Genomic DNA, 23,352 nt, shown 5'->3' on the forward strand with positions numbered 1-23,352 from the left:
CCATGCGAAAGTAGCTACTTTATTTTCGGTGGGGATCCAACACTTGAGGACACGGTTTTCCCGGTCCCCCTCGGTGAACGGAGTCCCCGCATGTCCAAAACCCTCCGCGTCCTCACGGTGGCCGCCGCCGCGGCGGCCTCGCTGGCTTTCTCGGGCACCGCCCACGCCGCCGTCTTCGGCGCGCACTTCCACGGTCACCAGTTCTCGGGCGGCAACTGGGGCGGGTACGTCAGCTTCGGCAGCTTCACCACGGCCACCGCGAGCTGGACGGAACCGTCCGTGACCTGCACCTCCACCAACGATCTCTTCGCCCCGTGGGTCGGCATCGACGGCGACGGGTCGTCCACTGTGGAGCAGACCGGCGTGGCCACCGACTGCTCCAGCGGCCGCCCGGTCTACCAGGCCTGGTACGAGATGTACCCGGCCGCGCCGGTGTACTACTCGAACTCCGTCAGCGCCGGCGACCATATCACCGCCACGGTGACCCGGACGGCGACAAACACGTACCGCCTCGACATCAGCGACACGACCAAGGGCTGGTCCAAGACGATCACCAAGTCCCTGACCTCGAAGCACGCCTCGGCGGAGGCGATCATCGAGTCCCCGACCGACTCCTACCCCTCGATCTCCGGCGGCATCAAGTTCACCGGCGTCAAGTTCAACGGCACGAACCTGGCCTCGACGAGCCCGTCCGGCCTCAACGCCGACGACAAGGGCAGCTACACGTGGACCCCGGGCGCGATCGGCTCCGACGGCCAGAGCTTCACGATGACCCGCCACTGAGCGATCTGACGCCCCCGGATCCACGGGGGCGTCAGATCTTCGGCAACCGCAGGGTGACTTTCGTGGTCGCTTCGGCCCGCACGTCCACCTCGAGTGAGAAGCCGTCCCCGTACAGGTGGGCGAGCCGCCTGCTCAACGCAGACAGGCCCGACACCCCCGGGTACCGTCGCCCATGGCGCTCCCACCAGTTGTCTACCGGCCCGGCCATCGGGACGTCGGAGTACGCCAGCCGCGGATCCTCGTGCTCGACGCCGAGGACGACGTCCGGGCCGTCGTCCGCCACGGAAATCGTCAGGCTCGGCCCGGGCGCGAACTGCACCGCCCGCTCGACCAGCGGCTGCAGGCACAGGAACGGGACTTTGAACGGCAACACCTCGGGGGCGATGTCCACCACCACGGTCAGCCGATCGCCGAGCAGTTCCCGGGCCAGGATGAGGTACTGGTCCACGCACCGCACCTCGTCGGCCAGCACCGTGAACTCGCCGTACTGCCGGGAGCGGTAGCGGAGGAAGTCGGCGAACTCGCGCAGCAGCTCGGTCGCCGATTCCGGGTCCGTTCTCGTCAGGGCGCCCACCGCGGTGAGTGACTGCGAAACGAACGTGGCCGGGATCTCGTCCGGGATGACGAACAGCGGCGGGTCGTCGACGGACGGCTCGAACCGATCCCATTCACCGAGGCTCAGCTGGTCGGAAATCAAGCTGGCCACCGCGCGCAGCACCTCGTCCCGTACGGCAGACCGGTCTGCCGAATAGACGACCAGCGCCGCCCGGATCACGTCGCCGGCCTTGAGCGGCAGTGTCGTCGCGTACCGGACGGGGCAGGTCGGACGACCGCAGAAGGCGCCCTGTGCTGTCGGTTCGGGTACGCCGCCGGCCAGCATCTTCGCCGCGAGCAGCCCGGCTCGGTCGACGTGTTCCTCGTCGACCGAGCCGTCCCAGGCGATCGGGCCCTGTTCGTCGACTATCACGACGGCGGACACGCTGAGCAGCGCTCGCAACTGTGCCGCGCCCTCGGCGCCGAGGCCACGGCGAAATTCGGCAACGACCGGCAGAATGGCGAAGATCTGCTCCCGGACGGGCGCAGGGAGTTCACGACGGCGTCGCGCTCGGGCGGCCCGCAGCAGGAACAGGGCCGTCACGAGCCAGAAAAGCCCCGCGACTCCCATGACGTCCGGCACCTCAGTGGCGCTCCGGTCGTCGTCGCGAGCGGACCAGCAGGTTGCGCGCCTCACGGACGTATTCCGGGCTGACGACCAAACTGCGGCCCGCGGCCTGGACGGTCATCTCCTCGTCTGCGAGCCGGACGTTTTCGACGTGCTTGACCGCCACCCAGTGCTGCTCGTCGATCCGGACGAACCCGGCGGCAGCCCAGTCGGCGGTCAGCACCGACACCGGTACCCGGACGGAGAACTCGCCTGCCGGGGTGGACAACCGGGCCCGGTCCCCGTCCAGCTCGGCCAGGCACACCTCGGAAAGGCGGACGAATTCCTCGACGCCGTCGCGCTCCACGGAGATCAGCGGATCTGCGGGCGTTTCGCCGTCGGATGACGAGGCACGGTCGAGCAGCTTCCGCACGGCGTCGGCGAGCCGGTCCGTGCGGACCGGCTTCAGCAGGTAGTCGACGGCCTCGAGTTCGAAGGCTTCGAGCGCGTGCTCTTCCCACGCGGTGACGAACACCAACCCGGGCGGTACGGCGAACCGGGCGATCATCCGAGCCAGGTCGAGGCCGTTCAGGCCGGGCATCTCGATGTCCAGGAACACCGCGTCCAGCTGTTCCTTCTGGCGCAGGACCTGGTGGATGTACCGCGTCGCCGTGAGCGCGTCGGAAACGCCGTCGACCTTCCCGACGCGCGGATCGGCGCGCAGCAGGTGGACGATCTCCTCCAGCGCGTAGGCCTCGTCGTCGACCGCGAGCACGTTCAACCGCCCGCCCTTCGGGCGTGGAGCCGGCGGTTCGCCGTTGTACACCTGCGAATTCACGTATAGGTGGCCACGCACGTCCCGCACCTGAACGGCGGTCGCGGGATCGCCCTCCACCTGGTTGACCACGTCGTCGTTCTTGTCGGTCATGCATCCCTCGGTCGGTCCGGGTCAAGGGTCGCCGACGTCACCGACGGGAGTCAATTGTCAAGAAGTGGACAATCACTTCAGGTTGTTGATCGCCCAGGCGACCACCATCACCGCCAGCACCAGCGACACGACGGCCTGCAGCATCATCGTCATCTTCGCCCAGATCCGCAGGGGCATGACGTCGGTGGGGCTGAAGGCCGCCGCGTTGGTGAACGAGAAGTACAGGTAGTCCAAATAGGACGGTTCCCAGTCCTGGTGCGCCAGGCCCGGGTCGGCCATCTGCGGAAACTGCAGGTCGGGGTGCTCGGCCTGGCCCGCGGCGCGCCGGCCCGGGCCGCCGCGGTCGAACTCCCAGTACCAGAGGGAAAAGGCGACGACGTTCGTCCAGTAGACGATCCCGCCGGTGACCAGCACGGCGCCGGCGCGGTCACCGGCCGAGCCGGTTGCGATGCCGTACACGAGCGACACCGCGGACCAGGCGTTCACCGCGGTGACGAGGCCGACGATGAGCAGTGAGATGGTCCGCTCGACGGCGCTGAACTGCGACATCCGCCCCGGGTTGACCAGCAGCAGGGCCACGACCAGCAGCACGGACACGCCGGGCAGCAGCCACCACGGGTGCAGGGCCATGTCGTCGGGCAGGGCGACCTGCAGCACGAGGGTGGCGACGACGACGCCCATCGCGGGCCAGCGGGTCTCGCCGGAAGTCCGCCGCCGCCAGGCGGGGAGTGCCTCTTCTGTCACGCGCTCAAGGTAGGACGGCGCCGCTCGGCTAGCCAGCCGGCGCGGTGGTCACCTCGCCGGGGAGCTTGCGGGCCACGTCCGTCCGCGACCGCGCGCCCAGCTTCCGCAGCACCTTCGCCACGTGCTGTTCCACCGTTCGCGGCGAAAGGAACAGCCCGTCCGCGATCTCCCGGTTGGTCCGGCCCTCCGCGAGCATCCGCGCCACCTCGCGCTCCCGCGGTGACAGCTCGCTCCCATACCCCCGCCGTCCGCGCTGCGAGGGTGCCCAAGCGCCGTGCTCGCGCAGCTGGTGACGGCAGCGGCCGGCGTCGCGGGTCGCCCCGAGCTGCTCGTACGCCTCGGCCGCCGACGTCAGCTCGTCGACGGCCGACCGGTTGCCCGCGGCCAGCCGGCACATCGACGCGCGCTCGCGCATGGCCGTCGCCGGGTAGGGCATCGGCAGGGCCGCGTAGCCGGACGCGGCTTCGTCGAACAACGTCGCCGCGGCCAGGTGCTTGCCGCGTGCTTCGAGCAGCACCGCGCGGCCCGCCACCAGCGCGGCCGCGGCCACCGGCGCGTCCCGGCCTTCGATGCCGCGCGCGAACGCTTCGACGACGTTGTCGGCCTCCGGCCAGCGCCCGGCCCGCGCATACGCTTGCGCGGCCACCGGGACCAGCGCGGCGGCCCACATCCAGACCCCCTTGCGGCCGGCCGCGGCCACCGCCGTGTCGGCCGCCGCGCACGCGCCGTCGACGTCGTCGGTCGCCAGGAGCACGGAGATCAGCACGCCGGCGGCCGAGAGGACCACCGGGATCGGGCCGCGGTCCGGCGCGTGCACGCTCGCCGCGGTCAGGTGCCGCTGGGCGGCGGCGAACTCGCCGCGCACCGCCGCCAGCCCGCCGAGCACGAGCGAGGACTCCATCACGATCGGGCCGAGTTCCGGGTAGCTGTCCCGCAGCTGCTCGGCGGCCTCGGCGAGGCCGGTCCAGCGCCCGCGCACCCAGTCGAGCCGGACGCGGGTGCCCTGGATCAGGCCGATCGCGTACAACGCACCCGCGTCGGTCGCGCGCCGGACGCCCTCGGTCACCAGCCGGTCCGCGCGGTCGAGGTGCCCGGCCCAGGACTGCCCGTCGGCGAGGTTGCACCACAGCCGGGCCAGCTGGACGCGCTCGGCGACCGTGCCGACCGTGTCCGGTAGCGCTTCGAACTCCGCCCACGCCGAGCCGTCGCCGACGTGCGAGGCGGCGGCGATGCGGTCGGCGGTCAGCGCGAGCCGCAGTTCGGGGTCGTCGAGCCGCTCGTACACCTCGCCCGCGCGGGCGCGCCAGGATTCGTGCCACGACAACGGCGTCAGCCCGTCGATCGGCTGGGCGAGCAGGGTGATCCCGCGGGCGGCGAGGTCCGGCCGGTCGGTCAGTTCGCCGACCGCGCGCTCGACCTCCAGCCGGCCGCGGCCGAGGCCGCCGATGGTCCGGACCAGCAGCATGCCGACGCTCAGCCGGATCGACCCGCGGACCGACGGCGGCAGCGTCACCTCTTCGAGGACGCGCTGCAGCGTGCCGAGCACCTCGGGGCGGAACCCCCGCAGCGCGACCTGGCTCAGCTTGCCCGCCACCCGCCCGGTGTCGGCCTGCGACGGGCCGGGCTCGGCGAGCACCGACTGCAGGAGGTCGATCGCGCGGGACGTCTCGCCGCGGGTGATCGCCTCGTCGGCGGCCGCTTCCGCGTAGTGGCGCCACTGGTCGACGCGGCCGGCGGCGCGGGAGTGCCGGGCCAGCAGCGTGAGCGGCGGGGACGGCTGCGCGGCGAGCACGCGGATCGCCTGCGCGTGCAGCAAAGCGCGTTCCGGGCCGCTCACCGTGTCGTAGACCGCCTTGCGCGCCAGCGGGTGCCGGAAGCCGTACCGGTCGTCGCCGACCTCGCCGAGCACCCCGCCGGAGAGCGTGTCGAGCAGCGCGGTGCGGAGGGTGTCACCGGAGAGCCCGGCCAGTTCGCCGAGCACGGCCGCTTCCGCGCCGACGCCGAGCACGGCGGCCGCGCCGGCCAGCCGCACCGCCGGCTCCGGCAGCGCGGCGAGCCGTTCGGTGACGGATTCGCGCAGCAGCACCGGCACTTCGAGGTTTTCGAGCAGGCGGTCGGAGAGGACCTCGCCGACCGGGAGCCGTTCGGCCGCTTCCTTCAGCGCGCGCAGGGTTTCCTCGGCGACGAACGGGATCCCGGCCGTGCACTCGTGCAGTTTCGCCGCGAAGTCGTCGGTCACCCTGGGCAGTTCGAGGATGTCGACGGCCAGCGCGCGCACGGCCGCGACGTCGAGCGCCCCGAGCGCGACGCGCGCGGAGTGCACCGCCGGGTCGGTCCGGAACGGGGCCCCGAGCGGACCGGGGCGGACGTCGGTGGCCGACCGGTAGGTGGCGACCACCGCCAGCTCGGGCGGCATCGTGCCGGCCAGGAACCGCATGAGGTCACGGGTGTCCTCGTCGGCCCACTGGAGGTCGTCGATCAGCACGAGCGTGGGGCCGCAGGCGTGCAGGAGCTCCCGCACCGCGCGGAACACGCGGTGGCGTTCGGCGACCGGGTCGGTCAGGGGTTCCGGCTGCGGGGGAAGCGCTTCCGCGAGTTCCGGCAGCAACGGCCGCAGCACGCCGGCGACCGGGCTGAGCGGCCCGAGCGGGGCGTCGCCGACCGCGCGAAGCGCTTCCAGGACGGGCCCGTAGGGAAACGGTTGCCGCAGCGGCTGGCAGGCGCCGGTGAGCACCCGGCCGCCGTCGAACTCCTTGCGCCGCCCGATCTCCGCGAGCAGCCGGGTGCGGCCCATGCCGGGCTCGCCCTCGATGAGGACCGCGGCCGGGCGTCTCCGCAGCACGGCGACGATGGCGTCGAGCTCGGTGTCGCGGCCGGTCAGCCGGGCGGGTCCGGACCGGACGGAAACCGAGGTGGGGCGGGGGGTGGTCAGCCACATACGACCCTCCTCGACACACCGGCACCAGCTCGCGGGAGCCTAAGCAGCGGTGATGCGTCCGTAAACCTTTCACCGAATACGTGGTGGGTGCTGTCGTCACACGTCTGCCTACCCACCGTCACCGATTTGCTGCGGGAACCGAGGCGATCGGCTCACCCAGCGTGCGAAACCCCGGCCGATCGCACGTTCGAACGTCGCTTAACGCGTTCGTGTACTCCAAGTGACTACTGAAAGTAGTTCACGGAAACCCTACTTACGGACCTGTCCGACTGGGTGACAACGGGCGGCTGAGCCCGGCTGGAGCAGGGGATTCGTCCTCGGTGAATGCGTATACCCATTCGCCGGGCGCCCGGATTGCACCGTAACGCCCACTGCGGGGACCCTCACCCGGGGGAGTACCACTGCGTGGCCGGTGCGGAGCCGCGCGTAACCACCTAGGGAGAAGCATGAAGATCGCGAGACTTCTCGGTGCCGCTGCCACCGCGGTGATGGCGACGGGCGCGCTGGCCGCGACCGCCGTCCCCGCGTCGGGCCAGGACCTGCTGAACCCGGACATGGTGCCCGCCATGCAGCGGGACCTCGGCCTGACCCACGACCAGGCGATCGCCCGGCTGAAGAGCGAGGACGTCGCGAACCGGGTCACCGAGTCGCTGACCGCGGCGCTCGGCGACGCGTTCGGTGGCGCCACCTACAACGCCGTCACCGGCAAGGCGCACGTCACCACGACGAACGCCGCGCTGGCCGGCAAGATCCGCGAAGCCGGGGCCGAAGCGGAAGTCGTCCGGTTCGGCGCCCGCCAGCTCAATTCCACTGTGGACAAGCTGAACGCCGCGGACAAGGCGGCGCCCGCCGCGATCACCGGCTGGGGTGTCGACGACGCCACCAACCGCGTCACCCTGGACGTGCTGCAGGGCCAGCGCGCCGCCGCGGTCGCGTTCCTCGCCAAGTCCGGTGTGGACGCCGCCATCGTGGCGATCCGCGAGACGGCGTCGGCGCCCACGACGTACGCCAACATCCGCGGTGGCGACGCCTACTACATCGGCGGCTCGTCGCGCTGCTCGGTCGGGTTCGCGACGACCACCGGCTTCGTCACCGCCGGCCACTGCGCCGCGCTCACCGGCGCCGGCCGGCTGACCGGCTCCAACGGTGCCGCGCTGGGCTCGTGGGGCACCTACCGGTTCCCGGGCGCGGACTACGCGCGGGTGAACACGAACAGCAGCTGGACCCCGGTCGCCCAGATGAACAACGGGACCGCGGTGCGCGGGCAGTCGAACGCCGCGACCGGCACGTCGGTCTGCAAGGCCGGCTCGACCACCGGCTGGACCTGCGGCACCATCGGCGCCAAGAACCAGAGCGTCCGGTACGCCGAGGGCACGGTCAACGGCATGACCGCGACCAACGTCCGCTCGGCCGCGGGTGACTCCGGCGGCGGCTTCATCGCCGGCAACAGCGCGCAGGGCATCCTGTCCGGCGGCAACACGTCCGTGACGTACTTCTACCCGATCGGCGCCGCCCTCTCGGGCACCGGCGCCACGCTGAAGACCAGCTGACTCTCCGGTAGAACCGCGAAAGGGCGGGTTTCGGGCGCCTCCAGCGCGCCCGAAACCCGCCCTTCGTTCCTCGCCGCGGGAATGGGAGGTCTGCGGGTCAGACGTTGCTGATCTCCTCGATCAGCCCGTCGACGTCGAAGTGCGCGCTCTCGTCGCCGAGCGGCACCAGTTCGATGGAGGCGTCCAGGAAGCTCCGGACGTCTTCGACCTCGAGCTCGAACGACGCATAGCCGTCCGGTGACTCGATTTCCAGGGTCAGGAAGTCTTCGTCCTCGGACAGGTCCGGGCGGATCCGGACGTCGCCGAGGCCGGCCGGCTCGTCGAGCCCGGCCACGAGCAGGTCACGCGCGAAGGTCCACTCGATCCACCGGCCGCGCTCGGTCCGGAAGGCCACGGTCACCGCGAAGGGTTCGTGGGAGTGGTAGGACAGGCGCGAGAGGACGGGCGTGGTGCTCTCGTTCAGCAGCACGAACTGGCTCTGGTGTACGGCGTCGGTGTGCACGGCCCCTCCTGGAGTCTCGCGGTGGTTCGCGCGGCGCGAACGGTTCGGCAAGGAGATGACCAGGGGGAACGGTCATGACGGAGAAAGTCTCACGTTCACTTGATCGGTTGCATCCGTCCATTGTGGTGTAACACCGGGCACATACCCCTTGCGCTCAGGCGGCCACGGGTGGTGACGGTTCGCGCAGGGCCTCCGGCAGCTTCTTCCGCAGCACGAGCAGTGCGGGGACGGCGGACGCGCAGGTCAGGGCCAGGATCGACCAGGTCAGCGCGTTGCTCGTGCTGAGCAGGGCGGCCAGCAGGCCCGGCGCGAGCGCGATGGGCAGGCCCCAGGAGAGCTGGAAGATCGAGCTGGCCCGCCCTTCGGCCCCCGGCGGAGCGGCCGCGGCGGCCGCGGCGGTGGCGGTCGGGCCGAAGAGGGCTTCGGCGATCGAGAAGCCGAGGCTGGTGAGCAGGATCAGCACGGTGGCCACCGGCAGCGGGACGACGGTCAGCGGGATCAGGAGCGCGAAGCAGAGCGCGAAGAGAACGGCGGACTCGATGAGGCCGGCGGTCCGGCTCCGCCCGGCGAGCAGCCCGACGATCGGCCGCTGCCCGGTGACGACGACCACGGTCCCGACGGTGATCGCGGTCCCGGCGATCCACTGTGGACCGTGCAGCAGGTCGCGGACGACGATCGGCAGCACGGAGAACTTGCCGGCGCTGGCGAGGGTGAACGCCATGTGGGTGACGCAGAACCCCGTGAAGGCCCGATCGCCCAGCACGGCCCGCCAGCTCCCGGCTGGTCGTGAGCGGTAAGGAGGGTTAGAACCCGCGTTACCACTCACGACCCGCGGGAGCAGGCGGATCAGCGCCGCCGCCACCCCGAAGCTCGCCGCGTTCGCGTACGCGAGCAGGTGGAACGCCCACGGGCTCGTGATCGTCGGCAGGACCGCCATCGCCGCCGCGCCGAGACCCGCCCCCGCGAACCGGCCGACGGTCTGCGTGGCCAGCACGCGGTCGGTGTCACTGCCGGAGGTGAGCCGGGCCACCATCGGCGCGTTGCACGTCCAGAACAGCCGGTCGCCGAAGCCCGCCACCACCGACACCACGACCACCTGCCAGCTCGTGTGCGCCAGCGGGTACGCCGCGAAGGCGGCGAGCCGAACCAGGTTGCCCGCGATGAGCAGCGCCCGCGGCCCGAAGCGGTCCATCGCCGCGCCGGCGGCCGGGCCGGTGACCAGGGCCAGCAGGGCGCCGGTGGTCAGCGACGCGCCCGCGTCGACCAGGCCCATGCCCTGCCCGTGCACCAGGAACAGCAGGGCGAACGGGACCCACAGCCCGCTGCCCAGCGCGTCGATCAGCGTCGCGGCCAGAAAGATCCGAAGCATGCCTCCCCCAGCGGGCCAGCTTACGGGTCGAGCGGCAGCGTGAGCCCCACTTTCACGCGGTCCATCGCCACGCTGGTCGTGAAGTGCCGGACGTTCGGGTTGTCGAAGAACATCCGCCGGGTGAACGCCTCGAAGCCGGCCATGTCCGGGCACGTCACGATCAGCACGAAGTCCGCCGTGCCGGTGACGTAGTAGCACTGCTGGACGGCGCCCTCGGCGAGGACCTGGCGGCGGAACCCGTCGAAGACCGCGAGGTTCTCCCGCTCCATCTCGACCGTGACCACGAACGTCATGCTCAGCCCGAGCGCCTCCGGCGACAGCACCGCGACCTCGCGCTCGATGACGCCCGCCTCGCGCAGCCGCTTGATCCGCCGCTGGACGGCCGCGGCCGAGAGACCGACCTTCGCGCCGATCGTTTCGGCGATCGTGCGGGCGTCGGCCTGGAGGCAGGCGAGGATGGCGATGTCCAGCTGGTCGAGGTCGGGTGTCCGCACCTCAGCAGGCTAACCGGCACCCCCGACAATTCGCCGCGTGTCACTCCTCCGTGACGTCGCTCACTACTCCGTCCGAGGCGAAGATGAAACAACTTTTTGCGTGAGCTGGAACACAACTGACCGGTCTACCAGGGGGTAGCCCATAGAAGTGGAAGACCAGCCGGTCGCTCCGCCAACCCGCCGGCGTGGGGAGGCTCTCCCGTGCCCGCACCTGCCGCCGTGCTGACCGGTCTCGGTTCGTGGTTGCCGACGAAAGTCCTGGACAACCACGAAATCGCGGCCCGGCTCGACACCTCGGACGAGTGGATCCGGACCCGCACCGGGATCCGCGAACGCCGCGTCGCAGGCCCGGACGAGTCCACTGTGGACCTCGCGGTCGGGGCGGGCCGCGAAGCGCTCGCGGGCACCTCCGCCGACGCCGTCGTCCTCGCCACCTCCACGCCCGACCAGCCCTGCCCGGCCAGCGCACCGCAGGTCGCCGCCCGGCTCGGGCTCGGCACGGCCGCGGCCTTCGACGTCAACGCCGTCTGCAGCGGCTTCGTCTACGCCCTGGCCACGGCCGCCGGGTTCATCGCGGGCGGGCTGGCCGAGCGCGTGCTCGTGATCGGCGCGGACACCTTCACCACGCTCATCGACCCCGGAGACCGCACCACGGTGCCGATCTTCGGCGACGGCGCCGGCGCGGTGCTGCTCCGCGCGGGTGACGCCGACGAGCCCGGCGCGTTCGGCCCGTTCGACCTGCACAGCGAGGGTGAGCACGCCGAGCTGCTGTGGGTCGAGGCCGGCGGCGCGCGGCGGCGGCTGTCCGATCAGCCGAGCGACCGCTTCCTCGCCATGCAGGGCACGGCCGTGTTCCGCCACGCCTGCGCGCGCATGGCCGAGTCGTCGCGCACGGTCCTGGACCGCGCGGGCTGGATGGTCGGCGACGTCGACCGGTTCGTCGGGCACCAGGCGAACATCCGGATCCTCCAGGCCACGGCCAAGCAGCTCGGCATGCCCGCCGACGCCGTCGTCGCCAACATCGACCGGGTCGGCAACACCAGTGCCGCGTCCATCCCGCTCGCCCTGGCCGACGCCCGCGCGGACGGGACGCTCGTCCCGGGCCACCGCGTCCTGCTCAGCGCGTTCGGCGCGGGCCTGACCTGGGGTTCGACCGTGCTGCGCTGGCCGGACCTGGGTCAGCTGTCCTGACCGCCGGTCGTCCAGGTCGGCGTCGCTTCCTGGCGGCCGCGCAGCTCCAGCTCGCCGTGCTTCTCCCAGTGCGCGGCTTCGCCCGGCAGCGCCGCGGAGACGACGGCGTCGCTGGCGAGCACCCGTGACGGGACGGCCTTGGCGAGTTCGGTGAGCCGCGCGGCCTCGTTGACCGCGTCGCCGATCACGGTGTACTCGAGCCGGCTGCTGGTGCCGAGCTGCCCGGCGAACACCGGGCCGCTCGAGACGCCGACGCCGACTTCGAGTTCGCCGGCCTCGCGGACCGCGTCCCGGATCGCCCGCGCCGCGGCCAGCGCGGCCGTCGGGCCGTCCGCGAGCCGCGTCGGCGCGCCGAAGATGCACAGCGCGGCGTCGCCTTGGAACTTGTTGACCAGCCCGCCGCGCGCGTTGACCGCGGAGACGACCGCGGCGAACAGCCGGTTCAGCTTCCCGACCAGTTCCTCCGGCGGCGTGCGGTAGGCCAGCGCGGTCGAGTCGACGACGTCGACGAACAACGCCGTGACCTCGCGGACGTCGCCCGAGAGGGACGCGCCGTACTCCAGCGCGTGCCGGGCGACGTCGGCCCCGACGTGCCTGCCGAACAGGTCCCGCATCCGCGCCTGCTCGCGCAGGCCGGCCGCGAGCTGGTTCACCGACGTCTGGAGCCGGCCGATCTCGCTGGCGTCGTCGACGTCCACGGCGACGTCGGTGTGGCCGCGCGCGATCTCGTCGAGCGCCACCCGCAGCCGGTGCAGCGGTGCCGCGACCGCCCTGGCCAGCAGCGCGGTGCCGATCGCGCCGACGGCGAGGCCGATCACCGACAGCATGACCAGGCTCGCGGTGTGGTCGCCCGAGCCCAGGTCCGGGGGTGTGGCGACGAGCAGCACGCCCACGAACGGGACACCGCTGGCCAGCGCCCAGGTGACGACCAGCCGGGTCAGCACGGTCACCGGCAGCGAGCCCCGCGGCGGCAGGACGTCCAGCGCGATCGTCATCACCGGCCGCGCCACCCACTCGGCGGCGAGGTAGGTGAGCCCGACCGTGGTGAGCCCGCCGAGCCCGATCACCGTCGCCATGCCGCCGGCGTCGCCGGCCGAGCCGAGCACGCCGGCGAGCACGGTGAGGACGACGGTGCCGATCAGCCAGAGCGTGCCGCTGACCACGGCCATGTCCACCGGCAGCCGCAGCGCGCGCCGCGCCTCGCTCACCGACGGCGGGCGCCCGAGCACGAACCAGATCGCGGTGCGCCGCTGCAGCCAGGCGGTCCACAGCGTCCCGGCGAGCAGCGCGGCGGCGACGATGCCGGCGGCGGTCAGGCCGAGCACCCAGCCGCGGTCGCCGACGTCGTTGGGCAGGCCCTGCAGCACGAGCAGCAGGGCGACCACGCCGGACCCGGCCACGCTCGAGCCGATGCCCAGCCCGGCGAAGCCCAGGCTGGTGCGCAACACCACGCGGACGTTCTTCACGGCGATCTTGCGCACGGCGTCGATCGTACGGCCGGAAACGCGTGGCCACCCCCGGTGGCGGCCGGCCGAGGTTCGTGGCGCGCGTGCTGGGGCCGCGCTAGAAGCGGTACCGCACGATGTGCGCTGTCCGGGCCAGCGGCGGGAAGATCTTCAGCAACCGCAGCTGGAACCGGGTGATCGGGCCCATCTTGGCCAGCACGTCCGGGGTCGCCCAGTGCCCGGCGTCCAAAGAGGACTCCAGCGTGAGGCCGCAGCGCTCGAGTTCACGCGGGTCGTCGACACCCCAGTACAGCGTCGCGCCCGCCTTGCGCACCGGCGCGTTGAGCTTCTGGATCTTGATGGCGGTCCGGTTGAAGAGGTCGCAGATCAGCTCGCCGGCCGGGAACTTCGCGGCCAGCCGGCGGAACAGTTCGATGCCGGTTTCGGGCTTCAGGTACATCGTGAGGCCTTCGGCGACGATCAGCGCCGGCCGGTCGGACGGCACCTGATCGAGCCACTCGAAGTCGGTCACCGACGAGGCGATGTGCGACTGGTTCGGCGCCTTCGGGTACAGCTTTTCGCGCAGCTCGACGACCTCGGGGTAGTCGACGTCGTACCAGTGGACGGTCTCCGGCGGCGCGAGGCGCTGGAACCGGGTGTCCAGGCCGCAGCCCAGGTGCAGCACGATCGCGTCCGGGTGGGTGTGCAGGTACTCGGCGGCCCAGTCGTCGATCGGCTTGGCCCGCAGCACCACCGACACCGCGCGGTCGGCGGAGATGCCGATCTTGGTGAAGTCGTAGTCGATCCGGCGGACGGCGTCGTCGGCCGCCTGGTCGCCGAGGATCGGGTGGGCGCTGCGGTAGTCGAGCGCGCGGCCGTAGAGGGTGGCCAGGTTGGTGGCCTTCTCTTCGGTGAAGCGGACCTTTTCCATTTCAGCGCTCCTCCGCGGCGAAGTCGTGCGCGTAGTTCTTGGCGTCCACCAGGTGCTTGAGCGTCAGCTCGCGGGCGGCGGCGGGCTCGGACCGGCGGATGGCGTCGAGGATGGCCCGGTGGTCGGCGACGGCCTTGCGGATCTGCCCGGGCAGCCGCAGCGCCGCCCGCCGCTCCTCGCCGACCAAGGCGAGCACGGACCGCAGCAGCCCGGCGACGTCGTCGTTGCCGGCGTTCTGCGCGATCACCCGGTGGAACTCGGCATCGGCGGCGATGACGTGCAGCATGTCCCCGTCCTCGGCGGCCTGCGCCATTTCGGCGACGTTGTCCTCGAGCCGGCTCACGGTCTTGGCGGAGGCGTGCCGGGCCAGCCGCTCGGCAAGGGTCGGTTCGACCGTCGCCCGGAGGTCGAAGAGCTTCTCGACGAGCTGGTCGTGCTCGGTGAACCAGGTCCGCAGGGGCTGTTCCTGCTGCTCACGGACGTAGGTGCCGGAGCCGGCGCGGATCTGGACGTACCCGATGGAGTCGAGGACCCGCAGCGCCTGCCGCAGCGACCCCCGGCTGATCCCGAGCTCTTCGCACAGAACGCGTTCGGCGGGCAGCCGGCTGCCGGGCGGCAGGTCACCGGAGTCGATCCGCGCCCGCAGCCGGTCGACGGTCGCGCTCCAGACCTGCTCGGTGTCCACCCGCTCATCCTCTCAGCTCCCGGAACCGCCGGGGGTGACTGCCATGATCACGGCATGACCGCGCGATTCAAGGACCTCGCCCTGGACGCGGGCGACCACCAGGCTCTCGCCGACTGGTGGTGCCGCGCCCTGGGCTACCTCCGCCGCGACTCGGTGACCGGCGACTCGCGCCCGGCGGACTGGCCGGTGCCGATCGTCGATCCGGAGGGCGACGGCCCCTTGATCTGGTTCAACCCCGTGTCGGAGGCGAAGACGGTCAAGAACCGCTTGCACCTCGACGTCTTCGGCGACACGGCCGAACTGGTCGCCCTGGGGGCGACCGTGCTCCGCGAACGCGGCGGCGACATCGAGTGGGACGTGCTGGCCGACCCGGAGGGCAACGAGTTCTGCGTCTTCACCCCACGGTGAAGACGTGGGTGTCTGACCTGACACATCTGACCCCGTGCGCGTCGCGGGAGCGGCCCACCATGCTTAGGCTCGCTGCGTGAATGCTTCATGACGTGGTGGCACGCCCTGATCGTCGTGGTCGCCGGGGTCTGGGCCGGGACCATCAACGCCGTCGTCGGGTCCGGGACGCTCGTCACCTTCCCCGTGCTCGTCGCGCTCGGGTACCCGCCCGTGACCGCCACGACCTCGAACGCCATCGGCCTCGCGCCCGGGACGCTCAGCGGGGCCTGGGGGTACCGGCACGAGCTCACGGGCTCCTGGCGGCAGACCGCCAAGTTCGCCGTGGCGTCCTTCCTCGGGGCCATCGGCGGCACCATCCTGCTGCTCTCGCTGCCCAAGGACGCCTTCGAAGCCGTCGTCCCGGTGCTCGTCGGGCTGGCCGTGATCCTGGTGGTCGTCCAGCCGCGGGTGTCGAAGTGGGTCGCCGAGCGGCGCGAACAGAACGGGACCGAGCACAAACCCGGGCCACTGCTGATGTTCTTCATCTTCCTCATCGGCATCTACGGCGGGTACTTCACCGCCGCGCAGGGCGTGATGCTGATGGCCGTCATGGGGATGCTGCTGTCGGAGCCGCTGCAGAAGCTCAACGGCATCAAGAACGTGCTCGCCGCCGTCGTCAACCTCGTCGCCGGGATCATCTACGCGTTCGTCGCGCCGGTCAGCTGGGCCGTCGTGCTGTGGCTGGCCGTCGGCAGCACCGCCGGCGGCTTCCTCGGCGCGAAGATCGGCCGGAAGCTGTCGCCGGTGGTGCTGCGCGGCGTGATCGTGGTGATCGGCGTCGCCGCCGTGATCGAGCTGGTCGTCAAGCAGTTCGCGAGCTGACTGGGCCGACGGTTCCTGATCCGGCCTCAGTCACGGCCGGACGGCTTCGGAGCAAAGGTCACGTGCCGCTTCAGGGGCGGCCTGCTTCGGGCCGGATCAGGAACTCCCGCGCCGCGGCCAGGAACAGGTCGTTCTCCTCACTGGTCCCGATCGTCACGCGGACGCCGTCGCCGGCGAACGGGCGCACCACCAGCTTGCGGTCCAGCGCGTGCTCGGCGAACGGGACGGCCTGGTCACCGAGCGGCAGCCAGACGAAGTTCGCCTGCGTCTCCGGCACCCGGTACCCCGCCTCCAGCAGCGCGTCCCGCACCCGCGTCCGCTCGACGACGATGTCCTGGCAGCGGGCCAGGAGCTCGTCGGCCGCGTCGAGCGACGCCAGCGCGGCCACCTGGGCCAGCATGTTCACCGAGAAGGCCACGTACACCTGGCGAAGCGCGTCCGCGATCGGCTCGGGCGCCACCGCGTAGCCGACGCGAAGGCCCGCCAGGCCGTACGCCTTCGAGAACGTGCGCAGCACCATGACGTTCGACCGGCTGCGCGTGTACTCGACGCCGTCGGGCACCTCGGGGTCGGTGACGAACTCCTTGTACGCCTCGTCCAGCACGACCAGCACGTGCTCGGGCACGGCGGCCAGGAAGCGCTCGAGCTCCGCGCGGCGCACCGCCGTCCCGGTCGGGTTGTTCGGGTTGCAGACGAAGACCACGCGCGTCCGGTCGGTGATCGCCGCGAGCATCGCGTCGAGGTCGAGCTCCTGGCCCTCGGTGATCGGGACCTTCACCGAGACGGCGTTCGCGACCTGCGTGACGATCGGGTACGCCTCGAACGACCGCCAGCCGAAGATGACCTCGTCGCCGGGCGCGCACACCGCCTGGATCGTCTGCTGGCACAGCGACACCGAGCCGCAGCCGATCGCGACGCGCTCCACCGGCACGTCCAGCTCGCGCGCCAGCCGCTCGCGCAACGCCTGCGAGCCGGTGTCCGGGTAGCGGTTGACCCCCGTCGCGGCCTCGGCGATCGCCCGCGCGACGCTCGGCAGCGCACCGCCGGGCACCTCGTTGCTCGCCAGCTTGATCGCGCCTTCGATCGTCCGGCCGGGGACGTATTTCGGCAACGATTCGAGATCGGCACGCGGGGACACGGACGGCATCTTCGGCGCTCCTGGAAATCGACGGGACGACCCCGTCACCGTATCTTTCCCGCCCGCCGCCCCGCGACTCCCTTCGAGCGGTTTCCCCACCGCGACCTGCGTCACCGGGCTTCCTCCCGTTCACCTCCAGGTGATTGAGTGAGGCAATGACGCCGACCTCCACCGTGGACTACCAGCGCACCGACGGCCGCACCCTGCGGCTGACCTTTTCGGAACCCGAGGGCGCGCTGCGCGGCGGCCTGGTGGTGCTGCACGAGGCCGACGGCGTCACCGACGGCGTGAAACTGCTGCTCGCCAGCCTGGCCACCGAAGGCTGGCTGACCGTCACCCCGCACCTGGAGAACGAGGAACTCACCCAGCAGGACCTCCTGGAAGCGACCGACCGCACCCTCGCCTGGCTGGTCGAGCGGGGAGTCCAAGCCGACCTGCTCGGCGTGATGGGCTTCGACCTCGGCGGCACCGCGGCCCTCGTCGTCGCGTCGCACCGCCGGCTGGGGGCCGCGGTCAGCGTCGGCGGGCAGCAGGCCGCCGAACTGCCCGCGCTGGTCGAGATCGCCGGGCGGCTCACCAGCCCGTGGCTCGGCATGTACGGCGACGCCGGCGACGAGGCGGGCGGTGCCGACGTCGAGCGCCTGCGCGACGCCGCCGCGTCGGCCAAGGTCGCCACGAACGTCGTCCACTACCCGGGCGCGAACCACCGCTTCGACGCCGACCCGGGCGCGGCGGCGGAGGCCTGGCAGCGCACGCTCAACTGGTTCGACGCGCACCTGCGGTAAGTGTGGGCGGCACACACCTCGGACCGGGGTTCCGTGTCGGTTGCGACCACGGTGACTTCCGGATCCGAGGGATTAGGCTCGGAGCGTGACGCACACCGCCGACGCCCCCGAAGTGCTCTGGCGCCCCGAGCCGGGCCACGTTGCCGACACCAAGATCGAAGCCTTCCGCCGGTGGCTGCGCGCCGAGCGCGGCGTCGAGGTGGACGACTACCGCGCGCTGCACGAGTTCTCGGTCGAGCGCGGCCCGGACTTCTGGGCGGCGGTCGCGGACTTCCTCGGCGTCCGCTGGCACGATCAGCCCGGTGAGGTGCTCTCCGGCGGGATGCCGGACGCCGTCTGGTTCGAGGGCGGCACCCTGAACTACGCCGAGCACGCGCTCACCCCCGGCGTCGCGGGCGCCGCGAAGGGCGACGACGAGACGGCGGTGATCTTCCACCGCGAAGACGGCTTCGCGAGCCACCTGACGTACGGCCGGCTTCGCGCGCAGGTCGCCGCCGCCCGGGCCGCGTTCCTCGAACTCGGCGTCGGCAAGGGCGACCGGGTCGTCGCGCTGGCGCCGAACTGCCCGCAGACGCTGGTCGCCTTCCTCGCCGCCGCGAGCATCGGGGCGATCTGGTCGTCGTGCTCGCCGGACTTCGGCGTCCGCGCGGTCGCGGACCGGTTCGTGCAGATCGAGCCGAAGGTGCTCTTCGCGGTCAACGCCTACGCGTACAACGGCCGCCAGTTCGACATCCGGACGACGATCGCCGACCTCCAGGCGCAGCTGCCGTCGCTGGCCGCGACCGTGCTGGTCGAGTACGTCGGCGAAGGCCGCATGGACGGCGCTCTCGACTGGGACGAGCTGCTCGCGGAGCACGAAGGCGCGCCGCTGCTGTTCGAGCCGGTCGAGTTCGCGCACCCGCTGTGGGTGCTCTACTCCTCCGGCACCACCGGCCTGCCGAAGGGCATCGTGCACGGCCACGGCGGCATCACCCTCGAGCACCTCAAGGCGCTCGCGCTGCAGACCGACCTCGGGCCCGGCGACCGGTTCTTCTGGTTCAGCACCACCGGCTGGATGATGTGGAACTTCCTCATCTCCGGCCTGCTGGTCGGCACCACGATCGTGCTCTACGACGGCAGCCCCGGCTTCCCGGACCTGAACGCGCTCTGGCACCTGGCCGAGCAGCACCGCGTCACCTACTTCGGGACGTCGGCGCCGTTCATCCAGAGCTGCCTGAAGGCCGGCATCAAGCCCGCCGAGCGCTACGACCTGACCGGGCTGCGCGCGCTGGGCTCCACCGGCGCGCCGCTGAGCGTCGAAGGCTTCCGGTGGATCGTGAACGAGGTCGGGCGCAACGTCCAGATCTGCTCCGTGTCCGGCGGCACCGACCTGTGCGCGGCGTTCGTCGCGTCGGCGCCCGACGTCCCGGTCTGGCTCGGCGAGCTGTCGTGCCCGGCGCTCGGGGCCGCGGTCAACGCCTTCGACGAAGCCGGCAACGCCGTCATCGAGGAGGTCGGCGAGCTGGTCATCACCAAGCCGATGCCCTCGATGCCGGTGTTCTTCTGGAACGACCCCGACGGCTCGCGGCTGCGGGAGGCCTACTTCGAGATGTACCCCGGGCTGTGGCGCCACGGGGACTGGATCCGCATCACGAACCGCGGCTCGGCGGTGATCTACGGCCGCAGCGACTCGACGCTCAACCGTGGCGGCGTCCGGATGGGCACGGCCGAGTTCTACCGGGTCGTCGAGGGCTACGACGAGATCGCGGATTCCCTGGTCGTGGACACCTCGGCGGCCGGGAACGAGGACGGGCAGCTGATCTGTTTCGTGGTGCTCGCCGGTGGCGTCGCGCTCGAAGACGTCGAACCGCGCCTGCGCAAGGAGCTGCGTAGCGCGCTGTCACCGCGCCATGTACCCGATCGGTTCGTCGTGGTTTCCGAGATTCCTCGTACCTTGAACGGTAAGAAGTGTGAGGTACCGGTGAAGAAAATCCTCGCCGGTGTGGCTCCCGACCGGGCCGTCAGCCGCGACGCGCTGGCCAACCCGGCGGCCCTGGCGCCGTTCGTGGAGCTCGCCGGGGGGTAGATGGGGGAAGCATGATCATCCACGGCGGGTTGTACGGGTGGTGACGGGGACACGCGCGCAGATCACCTGGAAGGTGGCGGGGGCCACCACCGTGGGGGTGATCACCTGGGTGACCCGGCTGGCGGGCCTGATGACCCTGGGCTCGATCCTGATCCCGGCCGGGCGGCGCAGCCTGCGCGGGCACCTGGCCGAGTGGCTGGAGCTGCCTCAGGAGGCCACCGTCGCGGCGGCGACCGTGGCGCTGGTCATGGGCGTGCTGCTGGTGCTGCTGGCCGCGGGGCTCCGGCGCCGCAAGCGCCGGGCCTGGCAGCTGGCGGTCGGCGCGACGGTGCTGCTGACCATGTCGCACCTCGGGCTCAAGCACGTCTTCGCGGCCGGCCTGGTGTCGGTGCTGCTCCTGGTGGGCCTGATCGCCAACCGGCGCTACTTCGTCGCGAAGCCGGACCCGGTCGTCGGGCGCTGGCGGGCGGTGCGCGTGTTCGTCCAGCTGACGCTGGCCGGGTTCGTGATCAACGTCATCCTGCTGTCCGTGGCGCCGCGCGCGGCCCTGGAACCGATGGGCTTCGGCGACCGGCTCGCCGAGTCGGCGCTCGCGCTGGTCGCCGCCAGCGGGCCCGCGGTGTTCCACCAGATGTGGCTGGAAGACCTGGTCACCGGGGTCGGGCTGCTGTTCGGCCTCGCCGCGGTCCTCGTGTCGGCGTACTTCCTGCTGCGCTCGGCCGAACCGGCGCCGCGGCTGACCGACGAGGAGGTCGCGCGGCTGCGCCGGCTGCTGGACGAGCACGGCGAACGCGACTCCCTCGGCTACTTCGCGCTGCGGCGGGACAAGTTCGCGGTGTTCTCCAAGACGGGCAAGGCCGCGGTCACCTACCGCGTGATCGCCGGCGTCGCGCTGTGCTCGGCCGACCCGCTGGGTGACCACGAGGCCTGGCCGGGCGCGATCGAGGAGTACCTGGAGGTCTGCCGGCGGAACGGCTGGACCCCGGCGGCGATGGGCGTCTCCGAGCTCGGCGCGACCGTCTGGGCCCGCTTCGGCCTGGAGGTCCTGGAGATCGGCGACGAGGCGGTCGTCGACGCGGCCGGGTTCACCTTGGCCGGCCGCACGATGCGCGGCGTCCGCCAGGCGGCGGCCCGCACGAAGCGCGCGGGCTACAAGGTGCTGGTCCGCCGCGCCGAGGACCTGCGCCCGGGCGAGCTGGCCGAGCTGGAGGTCCTGGCCGCGAACTGGCGCGGCACGGACACCGAGCGCGGCTTCTCGATGGCGCTGGGCCGCATGGGCGACCCGGGGTCGGTCCTGGTGACGGCCGAGCAGGGCGGCCACGTCCGCGGCGTGCTCCAGTTCGTGCCGTGGGGCGAGACGGGCCTCTCGCTGGACGTCATGCGCCGCGACCGCACGGCCGACAACGGCGTCAACGAGCTGATGATCTCCGAACTCCTCCTGGCGGCCGCTCGCCACGGCGTCTCCCAGGTCTCCCTGAACTTCGCGGCGTTCCGCGCGCTGATGGAGCAGGGCCAGCGCATCGGCGCCGGACCGGTCGCCCGCATGTCGGCGAAGGTCCTGCACTTCTTCTCACGCTGGATCCAGATCGAGACGCTGTACCGCTTCAACGCGAAGTTCCAGCCGCGCTGGGTACCCCGGTACCTGGTTTACCCGGGCGTCCGCGAACTCCCGCGCGTCGGCATCGCCACGTTCGAGGCGGAAGGCCTGGGCGGCCGCTCTCCACGCCTGCTCAGACTCCTGCGGCGGGCGTAAGGGGGGTCCCGTTCGGGGGTGATCGAGGGGTGTGTAACCTATCTGAGCAGTGGTCGTTGGGCCCAGGAGGCTTCGCCTAGTCTGGTCTATGGCGCCGCACTGCTAATGCGGTTGGGGGTAACCCCCCCTCCCGGGTTCAAATCCCGGAGCCTCCGCTGGTACCCGGTTCGCCGGGTGCTAGGTTACAACTGAACACGCGCCCGTAGCTCAGCTGGATAGAGCATCTGACTACGGATCAGAAGGTCAGGGGTTCGAATCCCTTCGGGCGCACGTCTGGTTGAGACAGCAGTACAAGGAACCCCCTGGAAACAGGGGGTTCCTTGCTGTTTCAGGCCTGGGGTGCCGCCGTCAGAAGTTCTTCTTGGCCACCGTCCACGGGTACTTCGACGCGAGTCCGGACGGGTCCAGGATGTACGAGCGAGCCGTCGCGTTGCCGTTGAGGACCATGTCGAGGAACTGGACGACCGTCGTCATGCCGTCGGTCAGCTGGTTGCCGGTGATGAAGCCGACGTGCCCGGCCTGGGGGTGCACCGCCAGCACCGACGGCACGGTGGCCAGGTCGTAGTTGGCCCGGGTGTTGTCGTAGGCGATGTCGGACGGGCCGCCGGCCATGAACAGCGTCGGTGCGTGGAGGCGGGCGAGCTCGGCCCGGGAGTAGCCGAACGAGCCGTCGGCGAAGAAGCCGCTGTCCAGGGACACCGCGGCGGAGACCCGGCTGTCCTGCGCGGCGACCAGGGCTTCGAGGCCGCCGCACGAGTGGCCGGCGGTGGCCACCTTCGTCAGGTCGAGCCGCTGGGCCAGCGGTGCCCCGGAGCGGTTCTGCTCCCGCTCCGCCCACGTGATCGCGCCGGTCAGCAGGGACGGGATGGGAGAACCGCTCGGCACGCCGTTGGCCGAGCCGTTCGCCGAACCCGTGTCCACCACGACGAAGCCCTTCGATGCGATGAACGTCAGCGCGCGGGTGACCTCGCTGTTGTCCGTGTGCGCGCAGGCGCCGTTGCCGAACGCCAGCACCGGCATCGGTGCCCCCACCGCCTGCGGGTTCGACGGCCGGAACACGGTGTACCGGTTGTCGCCATACGCGGCCTCCCGGGTGACCGGGAAGTTGTTGTTCACCGCGGGATTGCCCTCCTCCGGCGGGGTCGGCGTCGTGCCGTTGCACGCGACGCCGTTGAGCGTGAACGCCGACGGCGTGGCCGGGTTGCCGCCGGACGTGGCGTTGAACCCGAACGAGACCGTGCCGCCCGTGGCGACCGCGCCGTTCCACGCCGCGTTGGTCACCGACACCTGGGCGCCCGACTGGGTGGGCGTGCCGTTCCAGAGCTGGGTGATCCGCTCGTTGCCGGAGAACGTCCACCCCACCTGCCAGCCGGTCACCGGGCTGCCGAGGTTCGTGACCGTCACGGCGGCGCCGAACCCGCCTTGCCACTGGGAGCTGACCGTGTAGTCGACCCGGCAGCCGCCGGCGGCCTCCGCCGCGTCCGCGGCCGGGCCGGCCACCGCGGGCGCCGTCGTCACCGCCAGGGCCGCCACGAAGGCCGTCGTTCGCCGGGCACGGGAACCGGTTGCGAGCATGCTGATCTCCTCGTCGACGAGTGGCTGTCCGACTTGGGAGCGCTCTCATTCCCGGTTGGGACTGTG

Annotated in this window: 20 protein-coding genes and 2 tRNA genes; 10 read left to right on the plus strand and 12 right to left on the minus strand. The window is 71.6% G+C overall.

Going from position 1 to position 23,352, the window contains the following annotated elements; genetic code table 11:
* Positions 1 to 90: 90 nt before the first annotated feature.
* Positions 91 to 783: a G1 family glutamic endopeptidase gene (locus ACWEF6_RS27215; protein WP_449685520.1), complete on the plus strand. Its 693-nt coding sequence runs from the start codon at positions 91 to 93 to the stop codon at positions 781 to 783.
* 31 nt (positions 784 to 814) lie between these two features.
* On the opposite strand, the gene ACWEF6_RS27220 is transcribed toward ACWEF6_RS27215, so the two are convergent.
* The 4 genes from ACWEF6_RS27220 to ACWEF6_RS27235 form a co-directional block, all read right to left on the minus strand.
* Complete coding sequence (locus ACWEF6_RS27220; protein WP_449685521.1) at positions 815 to 1,948, minus strand: sensor histidine kinase; 1,134 nt, start codon at positions 1,946 to 1,948, stop codon at positions 815 to 817.
* A gap of 13 nt (positions 1,949 to 1,961) precedes the next feature.
* On the minus strand, positions 1,962 to 2,852 hold the full coding sequence (locus ACWEF6_RS27225) for a LytR/AlgR family response regulator transcription factor (RefSeq protein ID WP_449685522.1): 891 nt from the start codon (positions 2,850 to 2,852) through the stop codon (positions 1,962 to 1,964).
* Between the two features lie 72 nt (positions 2,853 to 2,924).
* A complete protein-coding gene (locus tag ACWEF6_RS27230; protein ID WP_449685563.1) occupies positions 2,925 to 3,533 on the minus strand; it encodes a DUF1345 domain-containing protein in 609 nt (202 codons plus the stop codon).
* A 91-nt stretch (positions 3,534 to 3,624) separates the two neighbouring features.
* Complete coding sequence (locus ACWEF6_RS27235; RefSeq protein WP_449685523.1) at positions 3,625 to 6,534, minus strand: ATP-binding protein; 2,910 nt, start codon at positions 6,532 to 6,534, stop codon at positions 3,625 to 3,627.
* Between the two features lie 446 nt (positions 6,535 to 6,980).
* Here ACWEF6_RS27235 and ACWEF6_RS27240 point away from each other — a divergent pair, with 446 nt between their 5' ends.
* Complete coding sequence (locus tag ACWEF6_RS27240; RefSeq protein WP_449685524.1) at positions 6,981 to 8,084, plus strand: S1 family peptidase; 1,104 nt, start codon at positions 6,981 to 6,983, stop codon at positions 8,082 to 8,084.
* 97 nt (positions 8,085 to 8,181) lie between these two features.
* Here ACWEF6_RS27240 and ACWEF6_RS27245 read toward each other — a convergent pair whose 3' ends face one another.
* From ACWEF6_RS27245 to ACWEF6_RS27255, 3 genes are all read right to left on the minus strand, one after another.
* Complete coding sequence (locus ACWEF6_RS27245; protein WP_449685525.1) at positions 8,182 to 8,586, minus strand: SsgA family sporulation/cell division regulator; 405 nt, start codon at positions 8,584 to 8,586, stop codon at positions 8,182 to 8,184.
* 154 nt (positions 8,587 to 8,740) lie between these two features.
* A complete protein-coding gene (locus ACWEF6_RS27250; RefSeq protein WP_449685526.1) occupies positions 8,741 to 9,955 on the minus strand; it encodes an MFS transporter in 1,215 nt (404 codons plus the stop codon).
* Between the two features lie 20 nt (positions 9,956 to 9,975).
* A complete protein-coding gene (locus ACWEF6_RS27255) occupies positions 9,976 to 10,449 on the minus strand; it encodes an Lrp/AsnC family transcriptional regulator (protein ID WP_449685527.1) in 474 nt (157 codons plus the stop codon).
* Positions 10,450 to 10,650: 201 nt separating this feature from the next.
* On the opposite strand from ACWEF6_RS27255, the gene ACWEF6_RS27260 reads away from it, so the two are divergent.
* Positions 10,651 to 11,640: a beta-ketoacyl-ACP synthase III gene (locus ACWEF6_RS27260; protein ID WP_449685528.1), complete on the plus strand. Its 990-nt coding sequence runs from the start codon at positions 10,651 to 10,653 to the stop codon at positions 11,638 to 11,640.
* On the opposite strand, the gene ACWEF6_RS27265 is transcribed toward ACWEF6_RS27260, so the two are convergent.
* The 3 genes from ACWEF6_RS27265 to ACWEF6_RS27275 all read right to left on the minus strand — a co-directional run bounded on the left by ACWEF6_RS27265 (position 11,628) and on the right by ACWEF6_RS27275 (position 14,701).
* Positions 11,628 to 13,121 carry an adenylate/guanylate cyclase domain-containing protein gene (locus tag ACWEF6_RS27265; protein ID WP_449685529.1) on the minus strand — a complete coding sequence of 498 codons (1,494 nt, stop codon included), beginning with the start codon at positions 13,119 to 13,121 and terminating at the stop codon, positions 11,628 to 11,630. The genes ACWEF6_RS27260 and ACWEF6_RS27265 overlap by 13 nt on opposite strands.
* Positions 13,122 to 13,203: 82 nt before the next feature.
* Positions 13,204 to 14,016: a class I SAM-dependent methyltransferase gene (locus ACWEF6_RS27270; protein ID WP_449685530.1), complete on the minus strand. Its 813-nt coding sequence runs from the start codon at positions 14,014 to 14,016 to the stop codon at positions 13,204 to 13,206.
* A 1-nt stretch (position 14,017) separates the two neighbouring features.
* Positions 14,018 to 14,701 (minus strand): FadR/GntR family transcriptional regulator, encoded by a 684-nt coding sequence (locus ACWEF6_RS27275; RefSeq protein WP_449685531.1) that lies wholly within the window; start codon positions 14,699 to 14,701, stop codon positions 14,018 to 14,020.
* 54 nt (positions 14,702 to 14,755) lie between these two features.
* Between ACWEF6_RS27275 and ACWEF6_RS27280 the strand changes: the two genes are divergently transcribed.
* Together ACWEF6_RS27280 and ACWEF6_RS27285 are read left to right on the plus strand one after the other, a co-directional pair.
* Positions 14,756 to 15,109 carry a VOC family protein gene (locus tag ACWEF6_RS27280; protein WP_449685532.1) on the plus strand — a complete coding sequence of 118 codons (354 nt, stop codon included), beginning with the start codon at positions 14,756 to 14,758 and terminating at the stop codon, positions 15,107 to 15,109.
* Between the two features lie 87 nt (positions 15,110 to 15,196).
* Positions 15,197 to 15,970, plus strand: a complete 774-nt coding sequence (locus tag ACWEF6_RS27285) for a sulfite exporter TauE/SafE family protein (protein WP_449685533.1) — start codon at positions 15,197 to 15,199, stop codon at positions 15,968 to 15,970.
* A gap of 70 nt (positions 15,971 to 16,040) precedes the next feature.
* Here ACWEF6_RS27285 and hisC read toward each other — a convergent pair whose 3' ends face one another.
* Positions 16,041 to 17,117, minus strand: coding sequence for a histidinol-phosphate transaminase (gene hisC, locus ACWEF6_RS27290; protein ID WP_449685534.1), 1,077 nt, complete (start codon positions 17,115 to 17,117; stop codon positions 16,041 to 16,043).
* Between the two features lie 146 nt (positions 17,118 to 17,263).
* Between hisC and ACWEF6_RS27295 the strand changes: the two genes are divergently transcribed.
* The 5 genes from ACWEF6_RS27295 (at position 17,264) to ACWEF6_RS27315 (ending at position 21,981) form a co-directional block, all read left to right on the plus strand.
* Positions 17,264 to 17,893: a dienelactone hydrolase family protein gene (locus ACWEF6_RS27295; protein ID WP_449685535.1), complete on the plus strand. Its 630-nt coding sequence runs from the start codon at positions 17,264 to 17,266 to the stop codon at positions 17,891 to 17,893.
* 85 nt (positions 17,894 to 17,978) lie between these two features.
* Positions 17,979 to 19,958 (plus strand): acetoacetate--CoA ligase, encoded by a 1,980-nt coding sequence (locus ACWEF6_RS27300; RefSeq protein ID WP_449685536.1) that lies wholly within the window; start codon positions 17,979 to 17,981, stop codon positions 19,956 to 19,958.
* A 37-nt stretch (positions 19,959 to 19,995) separates the two neighbouring features.
* A complete protein-coding gene (locus ACWEF6_RS27305; RefSeq protein WP_449685537.1) occupies positions 19,996 to 21,711 on the plus strand; it encodes a phosphatidylglycerol lysyltransferase domain-containing protein in 1,716 nt (571 codons plus the stop codon).
* A gap of 65 nt (positions 21,712 to 21,776) precedes the next feature.
* A tRNA-Ser gene (locus tag ACWEF6_RS27310) sits at positions 21,777 to 21,866 on the plus strand.
* A 41-nt stretch (positions 21,867 to 21,907) separates the two neighbouring features.
* Positions 21,908 to 21,981: transfer RNA gene (locus ACWEF6_RS27315), tRNA-Arg, on the plus strand.
* 78 nt (positions 21,982 to 22,059) lie between these two features.
* Here the strand turns inward: ACWEF6_RS27315 and ACWEF6_RS27320 are convergent.
* Positions 22,060 to 23,286: a cellulose binding domain-containing protein gene (locus ACWEF6_RS27320; RefSeq protein WP_449685538.1), complete on the minus strand. Its 1,227-nt coding sequence runs from the start codon at positions 23,284 to 23,286 to the stop codon at positions 22,060 to 22,062.
* Between the last annotated feature and the right edge of the window lie 66 nt (positions 23,287 to 23,352).

Source organism: Amycolatopsis sp. NPDC004772 (genome assembly GCF_053601215.1).

What these genes read in the sequence shown, in the direction of transcription:
- ACWEF6_RS27215 (WP_449685520.1), top strand. Translation starts at nt 91, where the DNA reads ATGTCCAAAACCCTCCGCGTCCTCACGGTGGCCGCCGCCGCGGCGGCC.
- ACWEF6_RS27220 (WP_449685521.1), bottom strand. Translation starts at nt 1,948, where the DNA reads ATGGGAGTCGCGGGGCTTTTCTGGCTCGTGACGGCCCTGTTCCTGCTG.
- ACWEF6_RS27225 (WP_449685522.1), bottom strand. Translation starts at nt 2,852, where the DNA reads ATGACCGACAAGAACGACGACGTGGTCAACCAGGTGGAGGGCGATCCC.
- ACWEF6_RS27230 (WP_449685563.1), bottom strand. Translation starts at nt 3,533, where the DNA reads ATGGGCGTCGTCGTCGCCACCCTCGTGCTGCAGGTCGCCCTGCCCGAC.
- ACWEF6_RS27235 (WP_449685523.1), bottom strand. Translation starts at nt 6,534, where the DNA reads ATGTGGCTGACCACCCCCCGCCCCACCTCGGTTTCCGTCCGGTCCGGA.
- ACWEF6_RS27240 (WP_449685524.1), top strand. Translation starts at nt 6,981, where the DNA reads ATGAAGATCGCGAGACTTCTCGGTGCCGCTGCCACCGCGGTGATGGCG.
- ACWEF6_RS27250 (WP_449685526.1), bottom strand. Translation starts at nt 9,955, where the DNA reads ATGCTTCGGATCTTTCTGGCCGCGACGCTGATCGACGCGCTGGGCAGC.
- ACWEF6_RS27270 (WP_449685530.1), bottom strand. Translation starts at nt 14,016, where the DNA reads ATGGAAAAGGTCCGCTTCACCGAAGAGAAGGCCACCAACCTGGCCACC.
- ACWEF6_RS27280 (WP_449685532.1), top strand. Translation starts at nt 14,756, where the DNA reads ATGACCGCGCGATTCAAGGACCTCGCCCTGGACGCGGGCGACCACCAG.
- ACWEF6_RS27285 (WP_449685533.1), top strand. Translation starts at nt 15,197, where the DNA reads ATGACGTGGTGGCACGCCCTGATCGTCGTGGTCGCCGGGGTCTGGGCC.
- hisC (WP_449685534.1), bottom strand. Translation starts at nt 17,117, where the DNA reads ATGCCGTCCGTGTCCCCGCGTGCCGATCTCGAATCGTTGCCGAAATAC.
- ACWEF6_RS27295 (WP_449685535.1), top strand. Translation starts at nt 17,264, where the DNA reads ATGACGCCGACCTCCACCGTGGACTACCAGCGCACCGACGGCCGCACC.
- ACWEF6_RS27320 (WP_449685538.1), bottom strand. Translation starts at nt 23,286, where the DNA reads ATGCTCGCAACCGGTTCCCGTGCCCGGCGAACGACGGCCTTCGTGGCG.